This is a genomic window from Chryseobacterium gregarium DSM 19109 (assembly GCF_000430845.1).
Lineage (GTDB): Bacteria > Bacteroidota > Bacteroidia > Flavobacteriales > Weeksellaceae > Chryseobacterium > Chryseobacterium gregarium.
In genome coordinates this window covers 1-23,663 of record NZ_AUMU01000019.1, presented here as the reverse complement: position 1 = coordinate 23,663, position 23,663 = coordinate 1, and the positions used below count along the sequence as shown (strand labels likewise).

Annotated in this window: 14 protein-coding genes and 2 tRNA genes; 10 read left to right on the top strand and 6 right to left on the bottom strand. The window is 40.6% G+C overall.

Features of this window, described 5'->3' with window-relative positions; genetic code table 11:
* The first annotated feature begins 364 nt into the window (after nt 1-364).
* Nucleotides 365-3,232 (top strand): M16 family metallopeptidase, encoded by a 2,868-nt coding sequence (locus H561_RS0118205; protein WP_027388299.1) that lies wholly within the window; start codon nt 365-367, stop codon nt 3,230-3,232.
* A 62-nt stretch (nt 3,233-3,294) separates the two neighbouring features.
* Here the strand turns inward: H561_RS0118205 and H561_RS0118200 are convergent, their stop codons facing one another.
* The 4 genes from H561_RS0118200 to ligA form a co-directional block, all read right to left on the bottom strand.
* Nucleotides 3,295-5,433 (bottom strand): S46 family peptidase, encoded by a 2,139-nt coding sequence (locus H561_RS0118200; RefSeq protein WP_027388298.1) that lies wholly within the window; start codon nt 5,431-5,433, stop codon nt 3,295-3,297.
* 158 nt (nt 5,434-5,591) lie between these two features.
* Nucleotides 5,592-6,236 (bottom strand): MgtC/SapB family protein, encoded by a 645-nt coding sequence (locus tag H561_RS0118195; RefSeq protein ID WP_027388297.1) that lies wholly within the window; start codon nt 6,234-6,236, stop codon nt 5,592-5,594.
* A gap of 124 nt (nt 6,237-6,360) precedes the next feature.
* Nucleotides 6,361-9,039, bottom strand: coding sequence for a DUF7619 domain-containing protein (locus H561_RS0118190; RefSeq protein WP_162143035.1), 2,679 nt, complete (start codon nt 9,037-9,039; stop codon nt 6,361-6,363).
* Nucleotides 9,040-9,164: 125 nt separating this feature from the next.
* The gene (ligA, locus tag H561_RS0118185) at nt 9,165-11,171 is read right to left on the bottom strand and encodes an NAD-dependent DNA ligase LigA (RefSeq protein ID WP_027388295.1); all 2,007 of its coding nucleotides are present in this window, start codon (nt 11,169-11,171) and stop codon (nt 9,165-9,167) included.
* A gap of 220 nt (nt 11,172-11,391) precedes the next feature.
* On the opposite strand from ligA, the gene H561_RS0118180 reads away from it, so the two are divergent.
* From H561_RS0118180 to H561_RS0118130, 9 genes are all read left to right on the top strand, one after another.
* Nucleotides 11,392-12,138: a glycerophosphodiester phosphodiesterase gene (locus H561_RS0118180; protein ID WP_027388294.1), complete on the top strand. Its 747-nt coding sequence runs from the start codon at nt 11,392-11,394 to the stop codon at nt 12,136-12,138.
* Between the two features lie 328 nt (nt 12,139-12,466).
* Nucleotides 12,467-15,442, top strand: coding sequence for a SusC/RagA family TonB-linked outer membrane protein (locus tag H561_RS0118175; RefSeq protein WP_027388293.1), 2,976 nt, complete (start codon nt 12,467-12,469; stop codon nt 15,440-15,442).
* Nucleotides 15,443-15,453: 11 nt separating this feature from the next.
* Nucleotides 15,454-16,905, top strand: a complete 1,452-nt coding sequence (locus tag H561_RS0118170; RefSeq protein WP_027388292.1) for a SusD/RagB family nutrient-binding outer membrane lipoprotein — start codon at nt 15,454-15,456, stop codon at nt 16,903-16,905.
* 46 nt (nt 16,906-16,951) lie between these two features.
* Nucleotides 16,952-18,517 (top strand): calcineurin-like phosphoesterase C-terminal domain-containing protein, encoded by a 1,566-nt coding sequence (locus H561_RS0118165; RefSeq protein ID WP_027388291.1) that lies wholly within the window; start codon nt 16,952-16,954, stop codon nt 18,515-18,517.
* A gap of 189 nt (nt 18,518-18,706) precedes the next feature.
* Nucleotides 18,707-19,420, top strand: coding sequence for a 3-ketoacyl-ACP reductase (locus H561_RS0118160; protein ID WP_027388290.1), 714 nt, complete (start codon nt 18,707-18,709; stop codon nt 19,418-19,420).
* A gap of 346 nt (nt 19,421-19,766) precedes the next feature.
* Nucleotides 19,767-20,594 (top strand): 50S ribosomal protein L11 methyltransferase, encoded by an 828-nt coding sequence (gene prmA / locus H561_RS0118150; protein WP_027388289.1) that lies wholly within the window; start codon nt 19,767-19,769, stop codon nt 20,592-20,594.
* 4 nt (nt 20,595-20,598) lie between these two features.
* The gene (locus H561_RS0118145) at nt 20,599-21,441 is read left to right on the top strand and encodes an SH3 domain-containing protein (RefSeq protein ID WP_027388288.1); all 843 of its coding nucleotides are present in this window, start codon (nt 20,599-20,601) and stop codon (nt 21,439-21,441) included.
* 303 nt (nt 21,442-21,744) lie between these two features.
* Nucleotides 21,745-22,299, top strand: coding sequence for a hypothetical protein (locus tag H561_RS22815; RefSeq protein ID WP_051349444.1), 555 nt, complete (start codon nt 21,745-21,747; stop codon nt 22,297-22,299).
* 58 nt (nt 22,300-22,357) lie between these two features.
* Entirely contained in the window at nt 22,358-23,266 is a 909-nt protein-coding gene (locus tag H561_RS0118130) for a hypothetical protein (protein WP_027388287.1), read from the top strand.
* Nucleotides 23,267-23,478: 212 nt separating this feature from the next.
* Here H561_RS0118130 and H561_RS0118120 read toward each other — a convergent pair.
* Together H561_RS0118120 and H561_RS0118115 are read right to left on the bottom strand one after the other, a co-directional pair.
* Nucleotides 23,479-23,555 (bottom strand) — tRNA-Arg (locus H561_RS0118120).
* Between the two features lie 32 nt (nt 23,556-23,587).
* A tRNA-Pro gene (locus H561_RS0118115) sits at nt 23,588-23,662 on the bottom strand.
* Between the last annotated feature and the right edge of the window lies 1 nt (nt 23,663).

The following is a 23,663-nucleotide window of genomic DNA, read 5'->3' as shown; positions in this document are numbered from 1 at the left end:
TCGAATTTATTCGGTAAGATCTGCCAGCCCCTGCATGTTTTTAAAATCTGTCCGGCTTTGGTAGAAACCATAATATCCGGAAACAGATTCCTACGCTGAGGTGTTTTTATATACCGGCCTTTTACCCTAGCCCGGATAGAAGCGGTTACCCCACAGCCGGAAGGGGTATGCAGAGGCGCGAGGAGTATGAGCGGATAGCCGGAAACAGCTCCCGAAATAATGGGTAATCAGTTTAACGGAAACTTTAGTTTTATTTTTTACAAATGATGATTATAGATGCATTAGTCTTAAAAACGATGCCGATTATGTTACGATTGCTTACATTTGTATACCTCAGCTTTGAGTGTATAATGAAATGATAAATATGACGGAAAAAAAATACAAAGAAACAGTCCACACTGATCCCAATAGCTATGAATATACCACAGTCACCAATGACGAAAATAAAGTAAGGGTTTATACCCTGAAAAACGGGCTGAAGGTTTTCCTTGCCCAAAATTCAGATGCTCCCAGAATCCAGACTTACATCCCGATAAGAACGGGAAGCAATAATGACCCTGCCGACAATACGGGGCTTGCCCATTACCTTGAGCATATGATGTTTAAGGGGACTTCCAGAATCGGAACCCAGGACTGGGAAAAGGAGAAATTGCTATTGGACCGGATTTCAGACCTGTATGAACAGCATAAAGCAGAACCGGATGGTGCGAAAAAAGCAGATATTTATAAAAAAATAGATGAAATTTCCCAAGAAGCCAGCCGGTATGCGATTGCCAATGAATACGACAAGGTCATTTCTTCCCTGGGTGCTTCCGGGACCAATGCCCATACGTGGTTTGATGAAACGGTCTATAAAAACAACATCCCGAACAACGAGCTGGAAAAATGGCTGAAGATTGAAGGCGAAAGGTTTTCGGAACTGGTGCTCCGTCTCTTCCATACGGAACTTGAGTCGGTATATGAAGAGTTCAACCGTGCGCAGGATAATGACTCAAGACTGGTACAGTACGAAATGATGGATGCTTTGTTCCCGAACCATTCGAACGGCCAGCAGACGACCTTAGGAAAAGCGGAACACCTGAAAAACCCTTCCATGAAGGCGATCCATAAGTATTTTGATGATTATTATGTTCCCAATAATTATGCTGTGGTTTTGGTAGGCGACCTGGATTTTGAGAAGACAATCCAGCTTATAGATCAGTATTTTGGGGCACTTCCTTATAAAAAACTTCCGGAAAAGATACCGATAACCGAGCAGCCGATTACGGAAATTGTAAGGAGAACAGTAAAAAGTCCTACCACACCAAGGATCCAGCTGGCCTGGAGAACTGAAAGTTACGGAACCCGAGAAGCCATGCTTGCCGATATCGCGGCCAATATTTTAAGCAACAGAGGAGAAGCCGGGCTGCTGGACCTGCATATCAACCAGACCCAGAAAATGCTTTGGGCGCAGGCCTATTCGGTTGGCCTGAAGGAATACGGTTATTTTTCCGTTTTGGCGGTCCCTAAGGAAAATCAGATCCTGGAAGAAGCTGAACATATGGTCATGAAAGAAATTGAACGGCTGAAAAGCGGTGATTTCCCGGACTGGATGCTTCCTGCTATCATCAATGATTTTAAGCTGCAAAGAATAAAATCTCTGGAAACGGCAGACGGGCTGGCTACTAATCTGTATGATACCTACATTAAGGGCCGAACCTGGGAAGAGGAGCTGAATGAAATGGATGAATATGCACAGTTTACCAAAGAGGATGTTGTTGCTTTTGCCCGTGAATTTTTCAGGGATAATTATGTAGCGGTATATAAGGAAAAAGGAATTAATGATCAGCTGGTGCGTGTTGACAACCCGGGAATTACCCCTATAAAAATCAACAGGGAAGCACAATCTGATTTTCTGAAAGAAATTCTGGCTGAAAAAACAGCAGATATTCAGCCCGAGTTTATAGATTATGATAAAGAAATTCAGAAGGAAACCATTAAAGGAAAGCAGGTAAGCTTTGTTAAAAATAAGTACAATGATATGGCGCAGGTCCATTTCATATTTCCTATGGGAAGCGATCACGACAGGAATCTGGTAATCGCTACTCAGCTTCTGCAGTATCTCGGGACTGAACAGTACTCACCCGAAGACCTGAAAAATGAATTTTTCAAGATCGGGATAAGCAATGACTTTAAAACCAGCAGCGATCAGCTTCTGATTACCCTGAACGGCCTGGAGGAGCATATTGAGCAGGGAATAAAGCTGCTTCAGCACTGGATGCAGCAGGTAAAGCCGGATCAGGAAATTTATAACCAGTTTGTAGAAAACATTCTGGAAAACCGTACGGCTGTAAAAAAAGATAAAAACCGGATCATGACAGCTTTGACCAACTATACCAAGCTGGGTGCCTTTTCACGATCCACCGATATTGTTTCCAAAGAGGAACTTGAAAAAAGCAGCGCAGAAGTATTCACCGGCAGGATAAAAGCTTTATTCGAATATCCTTACCAGCTCTTTTTCTACGGCAAGGATTTCGAACATTTCAAAACCTATATTCCGGATTATATTGAACCGGAAAGCCTGCAGATCCCTGAGCCGAGAACTTATCCCGAGCCGGAAACTGCCGGAAATGTTTATTTTACCGACTATGATATGGTTCAGATGGAAATGAGCAAGGTAGGACGCGGAAATGAGGTGAATACAGGTAATTTCGGGAAAATCAACGTTTTCAATGAATATTTCGGAAGAGGGCTTTCATCTATTGTTTTCCAGGAAATCCGTGAAAGCAAAAGCCTGGCCTATTCTGCCTATGTGTCGTACGCTCCCAATGCCAAACTGGGGCATCACGACTATATTACCACCTATATCGGGACACAGCCGGACAAGCTCCAGATTGCCGTGGATACAATGGCTGAGCTGATGGCCGAGCTGCCGGAAGTGCCTGCCCAGTTTGAGAATGCCCGGAATGCAGCCCTGAAGCAGATTGCTTCTACCCGCGTTACCAGGACCAATATTTTCTTCAATACCTTAAAGCTGAAAAAAATAGGCATCAGTTATGATTTCAGGAAAGATATTTATGGCCAGATTTTAAATCTGAAATTTGAAAACCTGAAAGCGTTTTATGATGCTGAGATAAAATCCGTTCAGTTCAATACTGCCATTATCGGGAAAAGGGAAAACCTCAACCGGGAAGCTGCCGGTCAGATGGGAACTTTTAAGGAAGTCAGCCTGGAAGATATTTTCGGATATTAATATAAAATTTTCGGCCGCTCCTTTGGAGCGGCCGAAAATTTATGCAGTAAGACAAAATGGGATTATTTCACCACTTTCATCTCGTCAATCAGCCATTTGGAATCGGCAAATTTATCGATAATGAACAGGATGTATTTTGTGTCCACCATAATGTTTCTGCTGAAGCGCGGATCATAATTGATGTCACTCATCGTTCCTTCCCACTGCCTGTCGAAATTTAAGCCTACCAGGTTCCCGTTGGCATCCAATGCCGGGCTTCCCGAGTTTCCTCCGGTCGTATGGTTGGTCGCCGTAAATCCTACCGGAACATCACCGGTTTTGTCCTTGTAATTTCCGAAATCTTTTTTCTGGTAAAGATCAATAAGCTTATTCGGAACATCAAATTCGTAATCTCCCGGAACATATTTTTCCATTACGCCGGCCAGGTGGGTCTGGTAGCTGTAAGAAACCGCATCCCTTGGTGAAGAACCTTTTACTTTTCCGTAAGTCACCCGCAGGGTGGAATTGGCATCCGGGAAAAACTTACGGTCTTTATCGGTTGCCATCTGCTGGGCCATATAGGTTTTCTGCAGGGCATCGATTTTTGTCTGCAAAGCCGTGAACTGAGGGTCTGCCTTTGCAGCATACGTTTCCTTCATGGTCATGAAAAGCTGATAAACAGGATCTTTTTTCAGGGTTTTGATCAGTTTGTCCTGATTGGAGAAGGCCTTGTCAATATCTTTGCTTAGAGAAGCCCCGTTTACCTCGGACCTTCCGGAAACCACAGAGTTTTTAGAAAGGTCTTCAAGCTTCTGAAGGTTCTGTGCTTCATTTTTATACTGATCGAAACCTGACGGTAGAAACTGGGGTCCTGTTTTATTGGCATACAAAGCTAAAAGCTTGGCTGTTACTTTAGCATCCAGCTCCGGATTGTAATCTTTATAGAATGAAGTCAGTCTGCTTTTGAAAGAATGGGTGCCTTTTTCATCCATTCTACCTGCTTCTACGGCAGTGATATAATTGGAATACAGATTAGCAAGAGCCAGTGTTTCGGCATTTCTGAGTACTTCCGTATAATAGGCATTGTTCAGTGCATAAGGTGCCTGGTCAGTGTAAAGCTGGTTCAGCTGATCCAGTGTGGTTTTAACCTGTATATTTTTAGCTGCTAAAGTATTTTCGTAAGTGGTTTTTTTAGCGACTGCATTTGATTTTTTAAGGCCTTCCACTTCACCGATCCATTTTTTCCAGTAGTTCGCTACGGAAGCGTATTTGGAAGCGTACTGGATACGGGTGGCATCATCCGAACGCATTTTTTCATCAAGAGTTTTCAGTGCCACATCCCTCACGGCAATTCTGGCCGGATCGATCTCTTTCATGATTTTGTCAACCGCAATGGCAGGAAGGTATTCCGTAGTTCTTCCCGGGAAACCGAAAACGAAGGTGAAATCATTTTCATTTTTATCCCTGATGGAAACCGGAAGATAATGTTTCGGGATATACGGAACATTGTCCTTGGAATATTCTGCCGGTTTGTTATTTTTATCGGCATAAATACGGAACATAGAAAAGTCTCCCGTGTGTCTCGGCCATACCCAGTTATCCGTGTCAGAACCGAATTTTCCGATACTTTGCGGCGGGGCACCTACCAGACGGATGTCTTTATAGGTCTCAATGGTAAAAGCGTAGAATTTATTCCCGTAATACATTGATCTCACGGAAACCGACTGATACGGCTGTATTTTCTGAGCATTTTTATAGATCTCCATATTATTGGTGATTTTCTTCGAAAGCTCAGGCTCGGTAAGATTGTCGGTACCGGCCAGGATCTGAGGGGTCACTTCTTTGATATCGACAATAAAATCAACGGTTACACCGGGGTTTGGCAATTCACCCGTCATATTTTTAGCCCAGAAACCGTTGGTCAGAAGGTCATTCTGGACTGTTGAATGATTCTGGATCTGTCCGTATCCGCAGTGGTGGTTGGTAAGCAATAATCCTTTAGGGGAAATAATTTCGGCTGTACATCCGCCGTTAAACTGCACAACAGCGTCTTTGATGCTGGGCTTCTGGGTATTGAAGATATCTTTTGCAGAGATTTTCATGCCCAGCTCTTTCATTTCTTTTTCATTCAGCTCCGTTGGGATCCACATTCCGCCATATTGCTGGGCAAAGGTCATCACAGCCGGCAAAAGGAATACGGACAGAAGTATCTTTTTGGTCATAATTAAAATTTTGGCCTAATTTACAAAGAAATTGTGAGTTTTGGGATCCTGTATGGGTTTTAGGTTTGTCCAGCCTGTGAATTCTTTAGAATTATAGATAAGACTCCGGGGGTCAATCCGAATCTCACACAGATCTATAGCCGATCAGGTTTCTTTCTTTAAAACTGATAGGCTATGATTCTTTCGTCCTCCATCAGGTTTTTCATCAGTGCTTCATGGCTGGCGCTTTTTCCTGTAATGATCCATGAGGTTGTCAGGCTGCCTTCGGCATATTTCTGTTGCGAAATAATGTGTTTCAAATGATGTGTTTCAAAAAGATCCTTACAGTATGCCATATCATAATGATTGGCAACCGTGATCCTGTATTCTCGGATCTTATGTTCCTTATCAATCAATCTCTCAAAATAGGTGAGCGAACTTAAAATCAACAATACCAGAAGCGTTCCCAAAACAGCTAAATATACATAGCCTGAACCTACGGCCATCCCAATGGAAGCGGTGGCCCATATCGTGGTTGCGGTGGTAATCCCGTCGATTTTAGTGTCTCCCTTAAAAATCACGCCGGCACCCAGAAAACCGATTCCGGTGATGATGTTGGCCGCAATCCGGTCCGGATCATCAACGCCGATCTTAATGGACAGAATGGTAAACAGGCAGGTTCCGAAACATATTAAAATAAAGGTCCGAAAACCGGCCGATTTATTCCTGTATTCCCGCTCTGCCCCGATCAGGACTCCCAGGATTACGGAGATTAAAATGAGCAGTAATTCATTTTGAATAGAGTGATCTTTTAAAAATTCCATTATTTCCCATTTAAGTTTATCAGAATAAATGTAAGCAAAAATATTTTTTGTTCCTGTATGCCTGGAGTTATTTTTAAAGAGCACAGATATAAAAAAGGCTGCCTTTTGGCAGCCTGTGATCTATTTAATCCTTAATAAATTTCTGAATGACCGTTTTATCCTTTGATGATAATCTGATGATATAACTTCCTTTGGCAAGTTCAGAAACATTAACGGAGTTTCCTTTGACATTTACTGAAGTAATGATTCGTCCTGCTGCATCATAAACTTCCGCTTTTACAATTTCTGTTTTAGACTGAATATACAAAATGTCTTTAACAGGATTCGGATATATCGTAATGTCTTTATTTTCCTTATTGGTTTCAGATGTGGCCAATACATTCTGTACATTTGTTGTATAGGTATTGGTTAAAATAGGAGCATTATAGTCGAAATAAATTTTTGCCGTATTGCTGAAGCTGTCTCCGAGGCTTAAAGTAGATTTCGTTTTTATTTTAAACGAGACATATCCGTCATTGGTCGCATTATTAAAAGGAAGCTGAATGTTTTCAAAGATAAATTCTACAGTATTTCCATTTGTAATTCTCGTTACAAAATTATGACTTCCGTTCATCGCCACCAAACTTGATAAATCGAATTTTGAAGTATCAATTACATCTTTCACGACGATATTCTGTGCATTTGCGGTTCCCGTATTTTCAAACCGGATTAAATAATGAACATAATCTCCGACTTTTGCCTGGGCAATTGAAGTTCCTTCCAAACAGGTTTTATCATTAGGATCGAATGAGTTTACCACAGTTTGGTTTAATGTAAAGGTATTGTCTAAAGGCGTTTCATCTGTCGCTCCGTTGATTTGAGCTGTATAATGAAGTACATCACTGCCATTTAAAGGTGGAACCTGCGTTGGAGTGTTTAATTTTAAAGTCACGGTAATTTCTCTGGTCTCAAAAGGTAGGAGATTAGTGAAATCCCAATTTAATAATCCTGTTAATTGAGAACTTGGATTTACTGTTGCAGTTAAATAATCCGTTAAAATATCATTATAATTAAATGCTAAAGTTCCGGATTGTGCTGCTGTCCCTTTATTTTTGTAAATGATCTTATATTTTGTATTAAAGCCTGGAGCAGCTGCTGTTACTGGGATAACTAAAACTTCGAGATCATTGTGGTTTCCGTTTGCAGAAATACAGAAATTTTGAGCTAAGTTGATCGTTGAAGTGGTAATATTTGCTGTAAAATTTACCGGTGAAAAATTAAAATAACCAGGATTTTCAATAAATGGAGTTATAACGGTTGACCCTATTGGTACAGGGATTGAAAAACTACCTGAAATACCTGATATGAAAGTGCCTGAAGCAGAACTATTTACTACGGAAAATTTCTGAAAGGCTTTATTCGGGTCTGTGGTATCGCACCCGTTATTGTTGATATCATATTTTGTATTTCCCTGAACATAATGGTTGGTATTCGCAATAAAATAGCAGTCACTGTTAACAATAGTATTGCCTTCTGGATTATACATTGAGACATGATTCGTGTAATCGGTAATCTCAGATGCATCACAGCAAATATATTTTAAGCTTGGATTGGGAAAAATAAAATTTACATTGGAAGGCTGAACCGTTTGATTTTTAATAAATAACTGTTCAAGATGAGGATTATAATTACATGTTATATTTTGTAATAATTTGTTATTTGATAAATCAAGCTGAATAAGTTTATTCGCTGCACATTCAATATTCGAGAGATCAGTAAGCATGCTTACATCTATATTCGAAAGCTTGTTGTAGGAACAAAGCAATGATTTTATTTTCGTTGCGGTGGATAGGTTTAAGGAAGTAAGCTGGTTGCTGCTTAGATACAGATACCATAGATTTGGAAGATTATTTAATGTAATATTTGAAAGGTTATTACTTCTCAGATCCAGATATCCTAGACCGGAAAGATTGGAAAATGAGATTGATGTCAGCTGGTTATTGCTCAGGTTAACACTTCCGATAGCATTGGCGCCATTCATGCTTATGGCTGATATGTTATTGTTTGCTAAACTGATATTCGAAAGTGAAGTACAACCATCCAAAACAACATTTGAAAATGTATTATTAGAGCAGTTCAAAAAAATAAGACCTGTATAATTGGTGAGATTCAAATTGGTTAAACCTGTATTATGAACATCCAGTTTTTTGAAATTAGAAGATCCGCTGAAATTGATTTGGGACATCAAAGGAGAATAACTTATGTATGCTTCTTCTATAGTTGGCATATTAGATCCGTTTATTATTTCTAAAGCGGGTCCGCTTGCATTTACTTGTTTCAATGCGGTGAGTCCTTGTAAATTAATTGTCTGAAGGTTATTGCCCCCAACCGTAAGATATGTTACTGTATTACTGTTCAGTGAAAATATAGGATTGAAATAATCTGCATCCACCACCACGAGATTAGGACAGGACATAATATCTACAGTATTCAGACCGGAATTCCCAAATCTTAAAACTTCTAAAATGGGTAGGTTTAGCGATATAGAGGAAAGATTATTATTACCAATATATAATGCTTTTAGATTAATGAAAGAATTAATTCCCGTAAGATCTGTCACTGAACTATTATAAATGTCAATCTTAGAGACAGTTAATGCTTCTGAAACCTGAACTTCACCATCATTATTCGTATCAAGTTTAATACTGGCACCAGAGCTATTGATTACAATACCATTGGTTGCTGTGGAAGAAATAAGTTTGGCTTTGAAAATAGGGTCAGGAATATTCACAATCTGCGCCTGAAACACAGAAAACAAAATCATACAAATGATTAGGTAAATTTTTCTCATGGTTATTATTCGTTTTATATTTTTAATTTTTGCAAAAGTAAGCCATTGAAAGAAAATCCCAATGGCTTATTGTGTTAATTTATTTTAGTGAGAAAATTTTATTGCTTCTCAATCAGATCCAGAAACTGCTGCTCGTCCAGAATTTCTATGGTCCCGATACTTTGGGCTTTTTTCAGTTTGCTGCCTGCTTTTTCACCGACGACGAGGTAATTCAGATTCTTGGAAACGGCTGAAATGTTTTTCCCGCCGTGTTTTTCCACCATTTCTTCGGCAGCTTCGCGGGTAAATAAAGAAAGCTTACCGGTGAAAAGAAATGTTTTCCCATCCAGAATATTGGAAATGAGTTCACTGGTACTTTCGCCTCTTTCAAGCTTGACGCCATAGGATTTTAACCGTTCGATCATTAAGATATTCTCCGAATTATTAAAGAAATCGACAATGCTTACGGCAATTTTTGTCCCGATGTCTTCTACCTGGCAAAGTTCTTCCACGGTTGCCTGAATCAGCTCATCAATGGTTGGGAAATTCTTTACCAGTTTTTTGGCAACGGTTTCCCCTACATGTTTAATGCCTATTCCGTATAATACTTTTTCGAATGGGATCTCTTTTGACTTCTCGATTCCTGAAATAATATTCTGGGCCGATTTTTCCGCCATTCTTTCAAGAGGCAGAATCTGTTCTTTCGTCAATACATAAAAATCGGCAGGATTTTCAATCAGCCGTTCCCTGTACAGCTGTTCAATGGTCTCGCTTCCGAGGTTTTCAATATTCAGAGCCTTTCGGGATACATAATGGATCATCCGTCCAACCACTTGCGGCGGGCAGTGAAGCTCATTCGGGCAGAAATGGATGGCCTGGTCTTCTATCTTTACCAGTTCTGTTCCGCATTCCGGGCAGTTTTTAATATATTCGATTTCTTTATTTTCCGGGTTTCTTTTTTCCGGGTTTACCGCAATAATTTTAGGGATGATCTCGCCGCCTTTTTCTACGTAAACAAAATCATGCTCATGGAGGCCGAGCTTCTTAATGATGTCTTCATTATGCAGCGATGCTCTTTTTACAATAGTCCCTGCCAGCAGAACAGGTTTCAGGTTGGCAACAGGGGTAATAGCTCCGGTTCTTCCTACCTGATAAGAAACACTCATGAGCTCGGTTTCCACTTTTTCCGCCTTGAATTTATAGGCCATGGCCCAGCGCGGGGATTTTGCCGTATAGCCAAGCTGCCGCTGCTGTTTTAAGGAATTCACTTTTAAAACGATACCATCAATTTCGAATGGCAGGTTATGGCGTTCTATGTCCCAGTAACTGATAAATTCCTTGACTGCATTCATAGTCGAGCAAAGCCTGGCCTGCTGCGAGGTTTTAAAACCCCAGGATTTTGCTTTTTCCAGCAATTCCCAATGGCTTTCTGCGGGGATTTCTTCCGAAATAAACTGATAGAGTACTGAAGAGAGGCCGCGTTTCCGCACTTCGCCGCTGTCCTGCATTTTTAAACTTCCGCTGGCGGTATTCCTTGGGTTCATAAAAGGGTCGAGGCCGTCTTCCTGCCGCTGCTGATTGATTTTATCGAAATTTTTCCGGGTTAAATAAATCTCGCCCCGCATGAAAAAGTTTTCCGGAAAATCCCCTTTCAGTTTCAGGGGAATGTCGGAAATCGTGCGGACATTTCCTGTAATTTCGTCTCCCTGAAAACCGTCTCCGCGGGTAACGGCCTGCGCCAGCTTCCCGTTTTCATAACGTATGGAAATAGAAGCACCGTCATATTTCAGCTCGGCTACAAATTCTACCGGATCATCAATGGTTTTGATGATTCTTTTTTCCCAGTCTTCAAGATCATCGAAATCATAAGAATTGTCCAGCGAATACATCCTGAATTTATGCTGGATGGTCGGGAACACTTTTGTAATTCCCCCGCCGACACGTACCGTAGGGGAGTTCTCATCATAAAACTCCGGATGCTTTGCCTCCAGGTCACGCAGTTCCTCAAGCAGCATATCAAAATCATAATCTGAAATCGAAGGAGCATCCATCAGGTAATAATTTTCATTATGCTGATGAAGCTCTTTACGCAGGTCTTCTATTTTCTGTTGAATATTCTCGGGCATTGGGTTTCTGTATTTCAGCAAAAATAATTAAACTCGTATCATTAAAAGAATAACGGAACCAAAATATTTTAGCCGAATTAAAATACTGTTAAAACTGATGGTAGCCGGGAAGAAAAAACAAATAATATCTTTGTATTTATTATTGATGAATATATTTCATCAATTCAATACTATTTTTATCAGGGGTCGCAAGACTTTAGTTTAATTATCAGATTATATTATGAAAAAAGTTATCTTAGGGTTAGCAATTGTAAGCACCGTGATCATGAAGGCACAAACCCGGGTTATCGCACACAGAGGGTATTGGCAGACTCAGCCGCCAACCACAGAGAATTCTCTGAAGTCATTGGAAAATGCACAGAAATTAAAAATTTACGGTTCCGAATTCGATGTTAGAATGACAAAGGATGGGATTCTGGTGGTAAACCACGATGAACACCATGCGAAAATGGAAATTTCCGAAACCGATTTCAATGAACTCAGGAAAGTAAAATTATCAAACGGAGAAGATTTTCCTACGCTTAAAGATTATTTAAAACAAGGGAAAAAAGACAAATCACTGAAACTTATTGTTGAGATCAAGCCTGATCAAACAAAAGAAAAGGAAGATGAGCTGACGGCAAAAACTGTCAGAATGATTAAGGACATGAAGCTGGGATCCCAGAGTGAATTCATTTCTTTCAGCCTGAATATCTGTAAGGAGATTAAAAAGCTGGAACCGTCTTTCAAAGTGCAGTACCTGAAGGGTGATCTGTCTCCACAGCAGATCAAAGACGAAGGACTGGACGGAATTGATTACCATTACAGTGTTTTTCAGAAAAATCCGGACTGGATCGCTGAAGCAGCAGCACTGGGATTGATCACCAATGCATGGACGGTAAATGACATTGCCGTATATGAAGAACTGAAAAAACAAAAGATCGGATTTGTTACGACCAATATTCCTGATCAGCTTAAAAATCAATAAGCTTAACCTCATGAAAAAAAAATCAGTCTGCCTCAAATAGGCAGACTGATTTTTTTGCTTAAATACCAATTATAATTTAATATATAATGAATAGTGGTATATGTAGGGTATCTTTTATTTTCTCATAAAAAGACAATAAAAATAGGCATAAAAAAGCAGTCCTGAATATTAAAAATATGTAACTGATTTAACCTGTTATTAACCAAACCTGTATGCTTTTCTGTTAAACATAAATTAATATTTGGTTTAATAATTATTTAATAAATGTTAAAACCTTGTTAAACCGGTAGTCATAATGTCGTTCTAATTTTGCGCAAACAAAAAGGATATGCGTAAAGAGACACAAAAGCTGTTTATTCTGTCGCTGTTAGGATTGGTAAGCGTTAATCTGGCAGCCCAGCAAAAAGCAAAGCGGGATACTATTAAAAATATTGACGAAGTTGTGGTTACGGCTTTGGGAATCAAAAGGCAGGACAGGTCCTTAGGATATGTGGCGGAAACGATCAAATCTGAAGAGTTACTAAAAACCCAGAACAACAATTGGTCACAGGCACTGGAAGGAAAAGTGGCAGGTCTGAAAATCCAGACCGCCGGAGCCGGGCCCCTGGGAAGTTCAATTATTAAGCTGAGAGGTGATATTTCTATGAACCCAAGCGAGAACAGTGCCCTTGTTGTAGTAGACGGCGTTCCGCTCAACGGTACCACTACGGGAACCGGTTTTTCACCATACGGAGCCGGTGCCAAAGCAGATTTACCCATTGATTACGGAAATGGGATCAATACCATCAACCCGGATGATATTGAATCCATAACGGTTCTGAAAGGAGCTACGGCATCTGCCTTATACGGATCACGAGGGGCAGCCGGTGCCATCATGATCACGACAAAATCCGGGAAAAGCAGGAATGGCAAAGTGCAGGTAAGCTTAAATTCCTATTCCAGTTATGACACAGTGTTGAAATGGCCGGATTACCAATACGAATACGGGCAGGGAACCATGCAGAAAGATACAAACGGAAACTATTACTATTCTTACGGAGCTTCTGCAGACGGTGTCAATACAGGCTCTACCAGCAGTGCGTTCGGGCCTAAATTTGCCGGACAGTATTATTTCCAGTACGATCCCACAATCGAAGGGCAGGGGGCAACAAGACAATTATGGCAGCCTTACAAGGATAACATCAAAGGATTCTGGGAAACCGGGACTACGTTTTCCAATAATATCTCCGTAGAAGCTTCTAATGAAAACACATCGTTTAGATCATCTTTAACGTATCTGAAAAATGAATGGATGATGCCGAATACGGGCTTCGACAGATTTACCGCCGCTTTTTCAGTGGATCATAAACTCAGTGAAAAATTAAAGATCGGGATTAAGTTAAATTACAGCAAAACAAAAAGTGACAACCTGCCAGCAACCGGATACAGCAATCAGTCGATTTCCTATTTTATGATTTTCCAGAACCCGAATATTGACCTGTCCTGGTACAGACCTATATGGAAAGCCGGAAAAGAGCAGGTTGATCAGGTTCATCCGTTCAGTTCGTTTATTGATAATCCTTACCTCATCGCTTATGAAATGCTGAACGGGGTCGATAAAAACTTCATCACCGGAAACGTAAACCTTAATTATAAAATTACCAAGAACCTCGACGTGCTGGTAAGATCAGGAATGGAGCTCAACAACGAGCTGCGCACCCAGAAAAGACCATGGAGCTCTGCCAATTACCTACAGGGAATGTACAGGGAACAGCATCTGAGACTAATGGACTTAAACAATGATATCCTGTTCACGTACAGAACCCAGTTTAACGACTTCGATTTCAGCGCATCTGCCGGAGGAAATATACGATACACGGAATTTATCCTGAATGATTATACGGCAGAAGGGCTGTTGAAGCCGGGGGTATATACACTTCCAAACGGTATTTCAAACATTTCAAAATTTGCAAAACCCAATGATAAACAGGTAAACAGTGCATACGGTTTAGCTACATTAAGTTACAAGAATAAAATATTCCTGGACCTTACCGCAAGAAACGACTGGAGCAGCACACTTCCGAAAGAGAACCGCTCTTATTTCTACCCTTCGGCAGCAACCTCGTTTATCCTTTCAGATATTTTCAAACTGACATCGGATAAATTTAACTATTGGAAACTCAGAGCTTCCTGGTCGAGAGTCGGAAATGATACCAATCCATACAATCTGATCAAATATTACAACAACAGTGATTTCGCCGGTTCTGTGGAGATTCCTTCATTATATCCAAATCCGAATCTGAGACCCAATATGATTACGACCATAGAAGCAGGAATGGAGTTTAGTATTCTTAAAAGCAGAATAAATTATACCATCACAGCGTATCAGAACAATTCCAAAGATCAGATTATCAGCATCCCGACATTATGGGAAACCGGGTACAGCAATAAAGTCATCAATGCCGGTGAAGTGAGAAACAGAGGTCTTGAAATGACATTAAACACTTACCCTGTTAAAAACAAGAATTTTTCATGGAGTATCAATGCCAACTGGTCGCTGAACAGGAATAAGATACTTTCTCTTCCCGAGGAGTTCAACGGTGAACCTTATACCATGAATAGTGTAGGGGGAGTAGTGTACTTTAATGCATTTGTCGGTGGCTCATTAGGAGATATGTACGGTTACGGACTGATGTATTCTCCTGACGGACAGGTAATTTTCAATGCAAACGACGGACTGACGGCAAAACCGACGCAGATGAAGAAAATAGGGAATGCGTATCCGGAATGGAGAGCCGGGATTCAGAACGAATTCAGGTACAAAGGAATTACGGTAAGCTTCTCATTCGACGGACAATATAAAGGAATGGCTTATTCACAGTCGCACCACAAGATGACGGAACAGGGAAAATTGGAACATACCTTATTCGGCAGGGAAAATCCGGGAGGCCTGATCGTAGGGGCCGGAGTCATGCAGAACCCCGACGGTTCATTCTCGCCCAATACAAAAGGAATACTGGCATCTGCTTATTATGCAGATTATTACAGAAGGGCAAACGTGGAAACCAATACATTTGATACTTCTTTTATTAAGTTAAGGGATGCAAGAATTGCCTATACTTTCCCAAAAACCGTAACCGAACAGCTTAAAATAACAGACCTTACGCTGGCATTATTCGGAAGAAATCTCTGGATGTGGACCAAATTCCCGCTCTTTGATCCGGAAGTCGCAACCCTGAATGACAGCCAGATTACTCCGGGAATAGAAATGGGACAGCTGCCGACGGCAAGAACGGTAGGGATTCAGCTTAATGTTAAATTCTAAAATTTAAAATCATGAAAAAATTACTTTTAAATACACTATTAATGGCAGGGATCGGTCTTGTTCCGGTTTCATGCAGCAGAAGCCTTGATGAGGTAAATACAGATAACAGCAGAATCAGTGAGCCTGTAGCTTCAAAATTATTAGTTCCCGTGCAGTACAGTATGTCTTCGGTAAATTATATGAGAGCCAATGATTTCACATTTGACATCATGCAGGTTTCCCTTGATTTTCCTAACGAAGGAAACACCTTGAGCAGGTACAACATTACTGAAAATACCGGGGCAGGTTTCTGGAACAACAGTTACAAGTGGATCAAGCAGGTAAAAGACATGAAATTTGCCGCAGAAAAAGATAATGACCCGAACTATCTTGCAATCTCAATGGTCCTGAATGCCTGGATCTATTCCAATCTTACGGATACTTACGGTGATGTTCCGTTTTCTGAAGCATCAAGTCTGGATGAAGGGGTGTCCCAGCCGAAGTTTGATAAGCAAAAAGATATTTACGTTAAATTATTAGATGATTTAAAAACGGCAAACTCGCTTTTTGTAACTACAAAAACACTTAGCGGCCCGGATCTTTTTTACAAAGCTGAAAGCGATGTCAATGGGATTGTTAACTGGAAAAAGTTCTGTAATTCACTTTCTTTAAGGTTGCTAACCAGAATTTTAAGCAAAAATGGAGAAGTCAATGTGAATGAAAGGATCGCTGAGATCATTAATAACCCTGCTGTTTACCCGGTTTTCCAAAACAATACCGAAACGGCAAAGGTTAACGTTACAGGCGTGGCACCGCTTCTTCCGCCGATCACAAGACCACAGGATTTTACAACGGGAAGAGTAGCCTCGGCATTTTTTGTAGAAACATTAAAAGCCAATAATGATCCGAGAATGGCTTTGTTTTTCGGTCAGGCGAAAAGTATTCCGGCTAATGCAAATATCGGATATAAAGGTGCTCCGTCAGGATACGCATACGGAACCACTTTCGATTACCAGCCTTCCAACATGAACCAGAACCTGGCCAAAGCGCCTTTAAATATTTTGGTGTATCCGTATGCGGAGCTGCAGTTTATTCTTTCAGAGCTGGCATTTAAAGGAATTATTTCCGGAAATGCACAGACGTATTACGAAAATGGGGTAAAGGCAACCATTGAGCAGTGGGGTTCGGTGATGCCTGCCAACTATTTTACCAATCCCAATGTGGCTTACAATGGGACGTTAGAGAGAATTATGCTCCAGAAATATGTAGCCCTGTTCTTTGTAGACCAGCAGCAATGGTTTGAAAAAAGGAGGACAGGATTCCCGGTACTTCCCAATAACGGCGGCCTTTTAAACAATGGAATCATGCCTTCAAGGCTGATGTATCCTCCCAATCCAAGAGTATTGAATACAGCCAATTATCAGTCGGCAGTCCAGCAGATGGGCGGTGATAATATCAACGTAAAAGTCTGGTGGAATAAATAATTAACATAAAATAAAATAAGAAATAATAATGAATATAAAACTTTTAATGCCTTGTATGTTAATTTCAGCAATGGCATTCTCACAGGCTTCCGTTTCGGGATATGTGTATGAAGACAGCAACAAAAACCAGAAGAAAGAAAACAGAGAGAAAGGAATCGAAGGAGTAGCAGTTTCCAATGGGGTCCAGGTCATATTAACCGATAAAAACGGGAGATACAGCCTGCCGGTTCAGGACGGACAGACGGTTTTCGTGATCAAGCCGTCAGGATACATGACGCCTGTCAACGCAAATAATCTTCCTCAATATTATTATCAGTATAAGCCCAAAGGCTCACCGGCAGATTTCAAATACAAAGGAACGGCGCCGACCGGAGAACTTCCTAAAGAACTGAACTTTGCCTTACATAAACAGAACGAAAGCAAAAACTTTGATATCCTCGTTTTCGGCGACCCTCAGCCTTATACGGAGAAGCAACTGGATTATTTTAAACGAGCCATCGTCAGTGAAGTTAAAAACACCAAGAAAAATGCAGTACTGGGAATCAGCCTCGGAGATCTTGTCGGGGATAACCTGAGCCTGCAGAAACCTTATGCTGATGTGATGAAAGAAGTGGGTCTGCCATGGTACAACGTGATGGGGAACCATGATATGAACTACGATGCCACAGAAGACCTTTTATCAGACGAAACCTTTGAATCGAATTTCGGGCCTGCCAATTATTCTTTCAATTACGGGAATGTCCACTTCATCGTTCTGGATGATATTCTGTACCCTGATCCCAGGGACGGAAAAGGTTACTGGGGAGGATTCCGTGAAGACCAGCTGAAATTTGTTGAAAATGACCTGAAGCTCGTGGATAAAAGCAAACTGATCGTTGTTTCCTTTCACATTCCGCTGGAACACAAGAATGAAGATAATTTCAGGAATTCAGACCGTCAGAAACTGTTTGATGATCTGGCTCCGTTCAGAAATGCATTGATCTTATCGGCACATACCCACATCCAGCAACAGCTTTTTTACGGCAAGGAAGCAGGATGGAACGGTTCAAAAGACCTCCACGAGTATAACGTGGGGACTACCTGCGGCGACTGGTGGTCGGGAACATCAGATGATTCCGGGCTGCCTACTTCTACCATGAGGGACGGGACTGCAAAAGGGTATTCCTTCATCAGTTTTAATGATAGTCAGTATAAAGTCAAATATAAAACTGCCGGAAAGCCGGAAGACTACCAGATTAATTTATATGTCCCGAAGGTCATTCCATATCCTGTAAAAACCTCTGCAAAGATCCTGGCTAATTTCTTTATGGGAAGCAAAAAGGATACTGTGGAATACAGGATAGACGGAGAAAAGTGGGAAACCATGCAGTATGACGAAACGGTGGATCCGAGCTTTGCCATGTCGGTGTTCAAATGGGACACCACGCAGAATCTTTTCTCGGGAAGAAGGCCTTCCAACCCGGAAATGTCAAAACACATCTGGACGGGGGATTTTTCCAAAAAACTTTCTCTTGGGAAACATAAGGTTGAGGTAAGGACATCAGATATGTACGGACATCAGTTTACCGCTTCAGAAGAGTTTGAAGTTCAGAACCAGATCCTTATTCCTTAGATTTTTTTATTTTTTACTATACTTTCAATTGAAACCGGTTCTGAACAGAACCGGTTTTGTTTATAGAAATTACAAATATTAATACATTTAAATAGACTCTCTGAATAAGTCTGTTTGCGAAAAACATTCGGGATCATTCGCATTAAAAAAATAGCTTTTGTAAATTTGCACAGATAAAAAAATAGTAAAATGAACATAAACGGAAAGAATGCCGTGATTACCGGTGGAGGAAGAGGATTGGGAAAAGCGGTGGCTTTGGCATTGGCGGGTGAAGGCGTGAATATCGGAATTGCAGGAAGAAACGAAGAAAACCTTAAAATGACGGTTGACGAAATCCGAAAATTGGGTGTAAATGCAGCGTATGCCGTTTTCAGTATTGACAATGAAATCCATGTGAAGGCCGGAATTGAATCTTTAGCAGAGCAGTTGGGTGGGATTGATATTTTAATCAACAATGCAGGAATCGGTGACTTCGGGTCTATCGAGGAAATGCCTTCAGAAACCTGGGAACAGGTTGTTAAAACCAATCTTTTCGGAGTATATTATGCTGCAAAAGCAGTACATCCTTTCATGAAAGAAAAAGGGGAGGGTGATATTATCAACGTAGCGTCAACAGCCGGCCTTAAGGGCGGTCCAAATATGTCAGCCTATGCTGCTTCCAAGGCAGCCGTAGTTTCATTGTCGCAATCCATGATGGCGGAATGGAGAAAACAGAACATCCGTGTGGTTACGCTGACCCCAAGCACTATCGCATCGGATATGTCGATCCAGGGTGGCCTCACAGACGGCGATCCTGAAAAAGTGCTTCAGCCGGAAGATTTCGCAGAATGGGTGAGGGATATCCTGAAAATGAACCGAAGGGCATTGATCGCCAACGGGTCTATTTTCTCGACAAATCCATAGAAATCAGTTTAAAATAATAAATCAGAGCGGACTTCGGTTCGCTTTTTTTATCGATAATTTTCAGGAGCTGTTTCCCGCTTTCCACTGCAATCTTTTTTTTCAAAAAAGGATTTCCGCTTCAATCGGGGCTAGGCTTTTGCCGGTATTTTCACTGTTTGTCTTTCGTAAAGGTACCATGACAAGGCAACGTCAAAACAACATTAAACGCAAAATTTGTTATTCCGTAGAAATCTAAGCAGGGTTTATAATAGCATATCTGAAAAAGATTTGAATCGGGATTCTTATGGAATGACAAAAATAACGGCAAATCAAAAAAGTAGTTTTATTTTTGCAGCAAATTATTCACATGCAACATTATTTAGAATTCAATTTCAAAATTTCTCCGCTTCAGCCGTGGAATGAAATCCTGATGGCAGAGCTTATCGAAATAGGTTTCGACAGTTTTACAGAAGAGCTGGAAGGGATCCTAGGGTATATACAGAAAGAGGTTTTGAATGAAGAAGAATTAAAAGCACTTCCGCTTTTTCAGAACGAAAATGTAAAAATTGAATACACCTTCCAGGAAATGCCGAATATAAACTGGAATGAAGAGTGGGAAAAGAATTTTGAGCCGATTAATATTGATGATAAAGTCATGATCAGGGCAGAATTCCATGAATCGGTTCCGGGAATGCACGAAATTATCATACAGCCCAAAATGTCTTTCGGGACAGGTCACCACCCGACTACCCATCTGATGATCCAGCAGATGATGGATATTGATTTCAATGGTAAGCAGGTCCTGGATATGGGCTGCGGGACTTCTGTACTGGCTATTTATGCAAAGCAGCAGGGAGCCGCCCATACCAAAGCTATTGATATTGATGAATGGTCCGTAGAAAATTCCAGAGAAAATGCTGAAAGAAACGGAGTGGAACTCGATATTGAACAGGGAACTGCTGATAATTTAGGAAAAGAGCATTATGATATTATTTTGGCCAATATCAACCGGAACATCCTCATCTCTGATATTCCCACCTACGTGAATGTATTAAACAAAGGAGGGCAGCTGCTTCTTTCGGGGTTATGTTTCTTTGATGTGGATGATATCCTGGAAGTATTTAAGGAAAGCGGGCTCAGCCTGAAAAAACAGCTTCAGCGTGAAGAGTGGGTAAGCTTACTGCTTGAAAAATAACAATATGAAAACGGTACTTATTTTTTTATTTTTATGTGTCGCCCAGGCTTTTTCCGCCCAGGAAGAAGAATACGTCTATACGAATGGAGTTTTCAATTTTGAAGAGGGCAAAACACAGAAAATTTTCACTGATTGGGCCCGGGTCAGACAATCGCCGGATGTTAAAGGCCAAATTTTGGATTCTTTACAGACCAATCGGCAGGTTCTGATTCTTAAAAAGGAAAATACGGTTTTGCAATTAGGGGAAAGGGTTGCAAACTGGTATAAATTGTCCTATCAGAAGAATAATGAAACAAAAGAAGGGTATATCTGGGGCGGAAGCCTCGCAGTAGGATACAGGAATAAGAACGGGCTTGATTTTCTTTTCGGGCTGTCTAAAACCATTGACAAAAAAGATAAGGAATTCAATCAGGTCTACCCGCAGAATATTGCCGGCGTCAAAGTCATGGAGGGCAATCAGCTGGTTGATGAAGTGTCTTTTGATACCGGATCCGGTGAAAGCCTGAGTTATGCAGCCTTTACGATTGAAAGTGACCATAAGCTTACAAATGTACAATTCACATTAAAAGCGAATGTTTCAGGGGAAGCGTGCGGGATTGCAGGTTATGATCAGTATATTTTATTCACAAATAAAAAACTGGTTGCCCTTCCTCAGCTGATGAATGTGGGCGATGCCGATGTTTATCATCATGGTGAAGAATTGATCTTTCCCAATGACAAAGGCGGAATTCCGAATGCTTTTATCTTCAAAATGGAAGAAATGGAAAAAGATGACAGAGGCAGAGAGAAGAAGAAACGAGACTCTAAAACCTATATTTGGAACGGCATTTCTTATCAATTAAAATAGAAATTTTTTTATCAATATGAAAACCACTGTATACTTACGGTGGTTTTTTAATTAACACGAAAATGACGAAAACCAAGAGGTATTCTGCACAGTAAAAACCGATCTGCCTTTCAATTCAGCAGAAGTCTTATTGGATATTTTTATTAATTTTACTCGTGAGCATTTTAATATTTTGAAACCAGACCTGGAATTTATAATGAATTGGGACAAGGCCATTAAAGAGATGGATAATAATTTAATGAATATGTTTATTCCGGAAAATTCAATAATGCCCAAAACGGTTGTTAATAAATAGGTATAGGTATGAAAAATAAAGTCAGTTCACCAGACTATCTTAAGAACTTTACGGTTGATGTTGACAGTTTAGAAGGATATGCTTTCAGTAAATGGTTTGAAAAATTAACCTGGAAGGGACAATTGAAGTTCAATGGGCATACGTTTTTTAAAATAATGTACTGCGGAGAGAAATGTGAGGATGGATTACTGAAAAATCATCAAGACTATCCCATAGTTGTCTTTGCAGTGAGCAGTAAAACGGCTGGCAGAATTTTGCTCTTTGATGAAAGGATGCACGGCTACGAGGCTTTGCTCATCGAGAAAAAAGATTTTCACGATGATTATTTTGAACACAGGTATAGTGATGATTCTGAAGAGATTTTTGAAATATTTATTTGGACGAATACGAGTATCAATTTTGAAGATGAATTGGGTTTAGATGAAGCTGAAGAAACTGAATTATTAAGTGGAGAAAATGTTGATGTTGAATATTTAAGCCGAAACGCCTTTGATGCCTTCGGAATCATCATCAGAAATAAAAAAAAGAAATATATTAAACTGGTTGAAATAGAATTGACATAGCTGATATAAACCATAAAAAACATTTTGTTCATTTATGTTATAAGCAAAAGTAATCCCTATGAAAGAATACCAAAATTCCGACTTAGTTTCAGTTGATCAGGCATTAGCGAAAGGGCGGCAGATGTTGCTCATACCGAGAATAGTAATGATGATAGGTCTGTTCTTTTTTTTGTTTCCCTTTGCCTTATTGTTTATAGCCATAACAGGAGAGCATGCGTTAACTACGAATACCTGGCTGGTCGTTGTTGCGGTACTGATCGTTAATTCCTTTATATTTTTTTACCTGCCTTTTCGGTTTTGGAGCAAACGCACCACGCGCTGGAAGCTTTGGGCATTCAGCCATGTAAATGATGTAGAAGAGTTGAGGAGAGCTGCAAGAAAAGCTTCTCTTTGCTCCGGCTATGGCAGCTTCCTGGATAAGATTCAGCTCCAGTCCGCTATGGAAAGGGACCAGTGGCGAAGGCTGCAGCAACGAACCGGGGCGCCGGACGTTTTTATTGATGACGCCGGTACTGATTCGGAAACCATTATTTATTACTCCAGACCAAGGCTTTTGATTAAGATTTTTTTCTATCCGATCGTATTTGCTGCGGGCATTGGAGTAGAGATTTTTAATTTTAAGTCAGATGAATCATCAACCTTTCTGATTCTGGTGGGGGCATTAATGATTTTTTCGTCTTTATGCATAATTGTCCGCAGTGTAATAGACGTATCCCGGCATGAGCCCCGTATCATTCTGAATGAACGCGGAATCTTTACCGTTGAGACCGGCTTTATCAGCTGGGACGTTGTTTTTAATATTAAAATAACCGTCATTCATCATGCGAAGCGGGGTGCAGAGCACATACTTCAGATACATTATGCGGGAGGCCTGGCCAATATAGAGGTCACCGATTATGCAAGACGCAGCCAGTTAGAAAGCCTCATCCGTATTTACAAAGGCAGATTTAAAGCTGGCTATGCTTAATTTTGCAATAACTCTTTTGTATATATCTTCAGAAAGATGATCATTTTTTTGTAAAAATAAAATATTGATAAGATTTTGTTAAAAGAGTAGGAACATTTGAATTTTGCTGAGATCATTTTAGATTCTTTTACTGCCATGTAACAAAATACCTGACCCTTACGTGAGGCAAAATAAAAAAGACCTTACATTGCTGTAAGGTCTTTATTTGTGAGTGGTGAGCGCGAAAGGATTCGAACCTTTGACCGTCTGCTTAGAAGGCAGATGCTCTATCCAGCTGAGCTACGCACCCATTAAATAATTTTGAGAAAACTATTAAAACAGTCGGGGCGGCAGGATTCGAACCTGCGACCTCCTGGTCCCAAACCAGGCGCGATGACCGGACTACGCTACGCCCCGA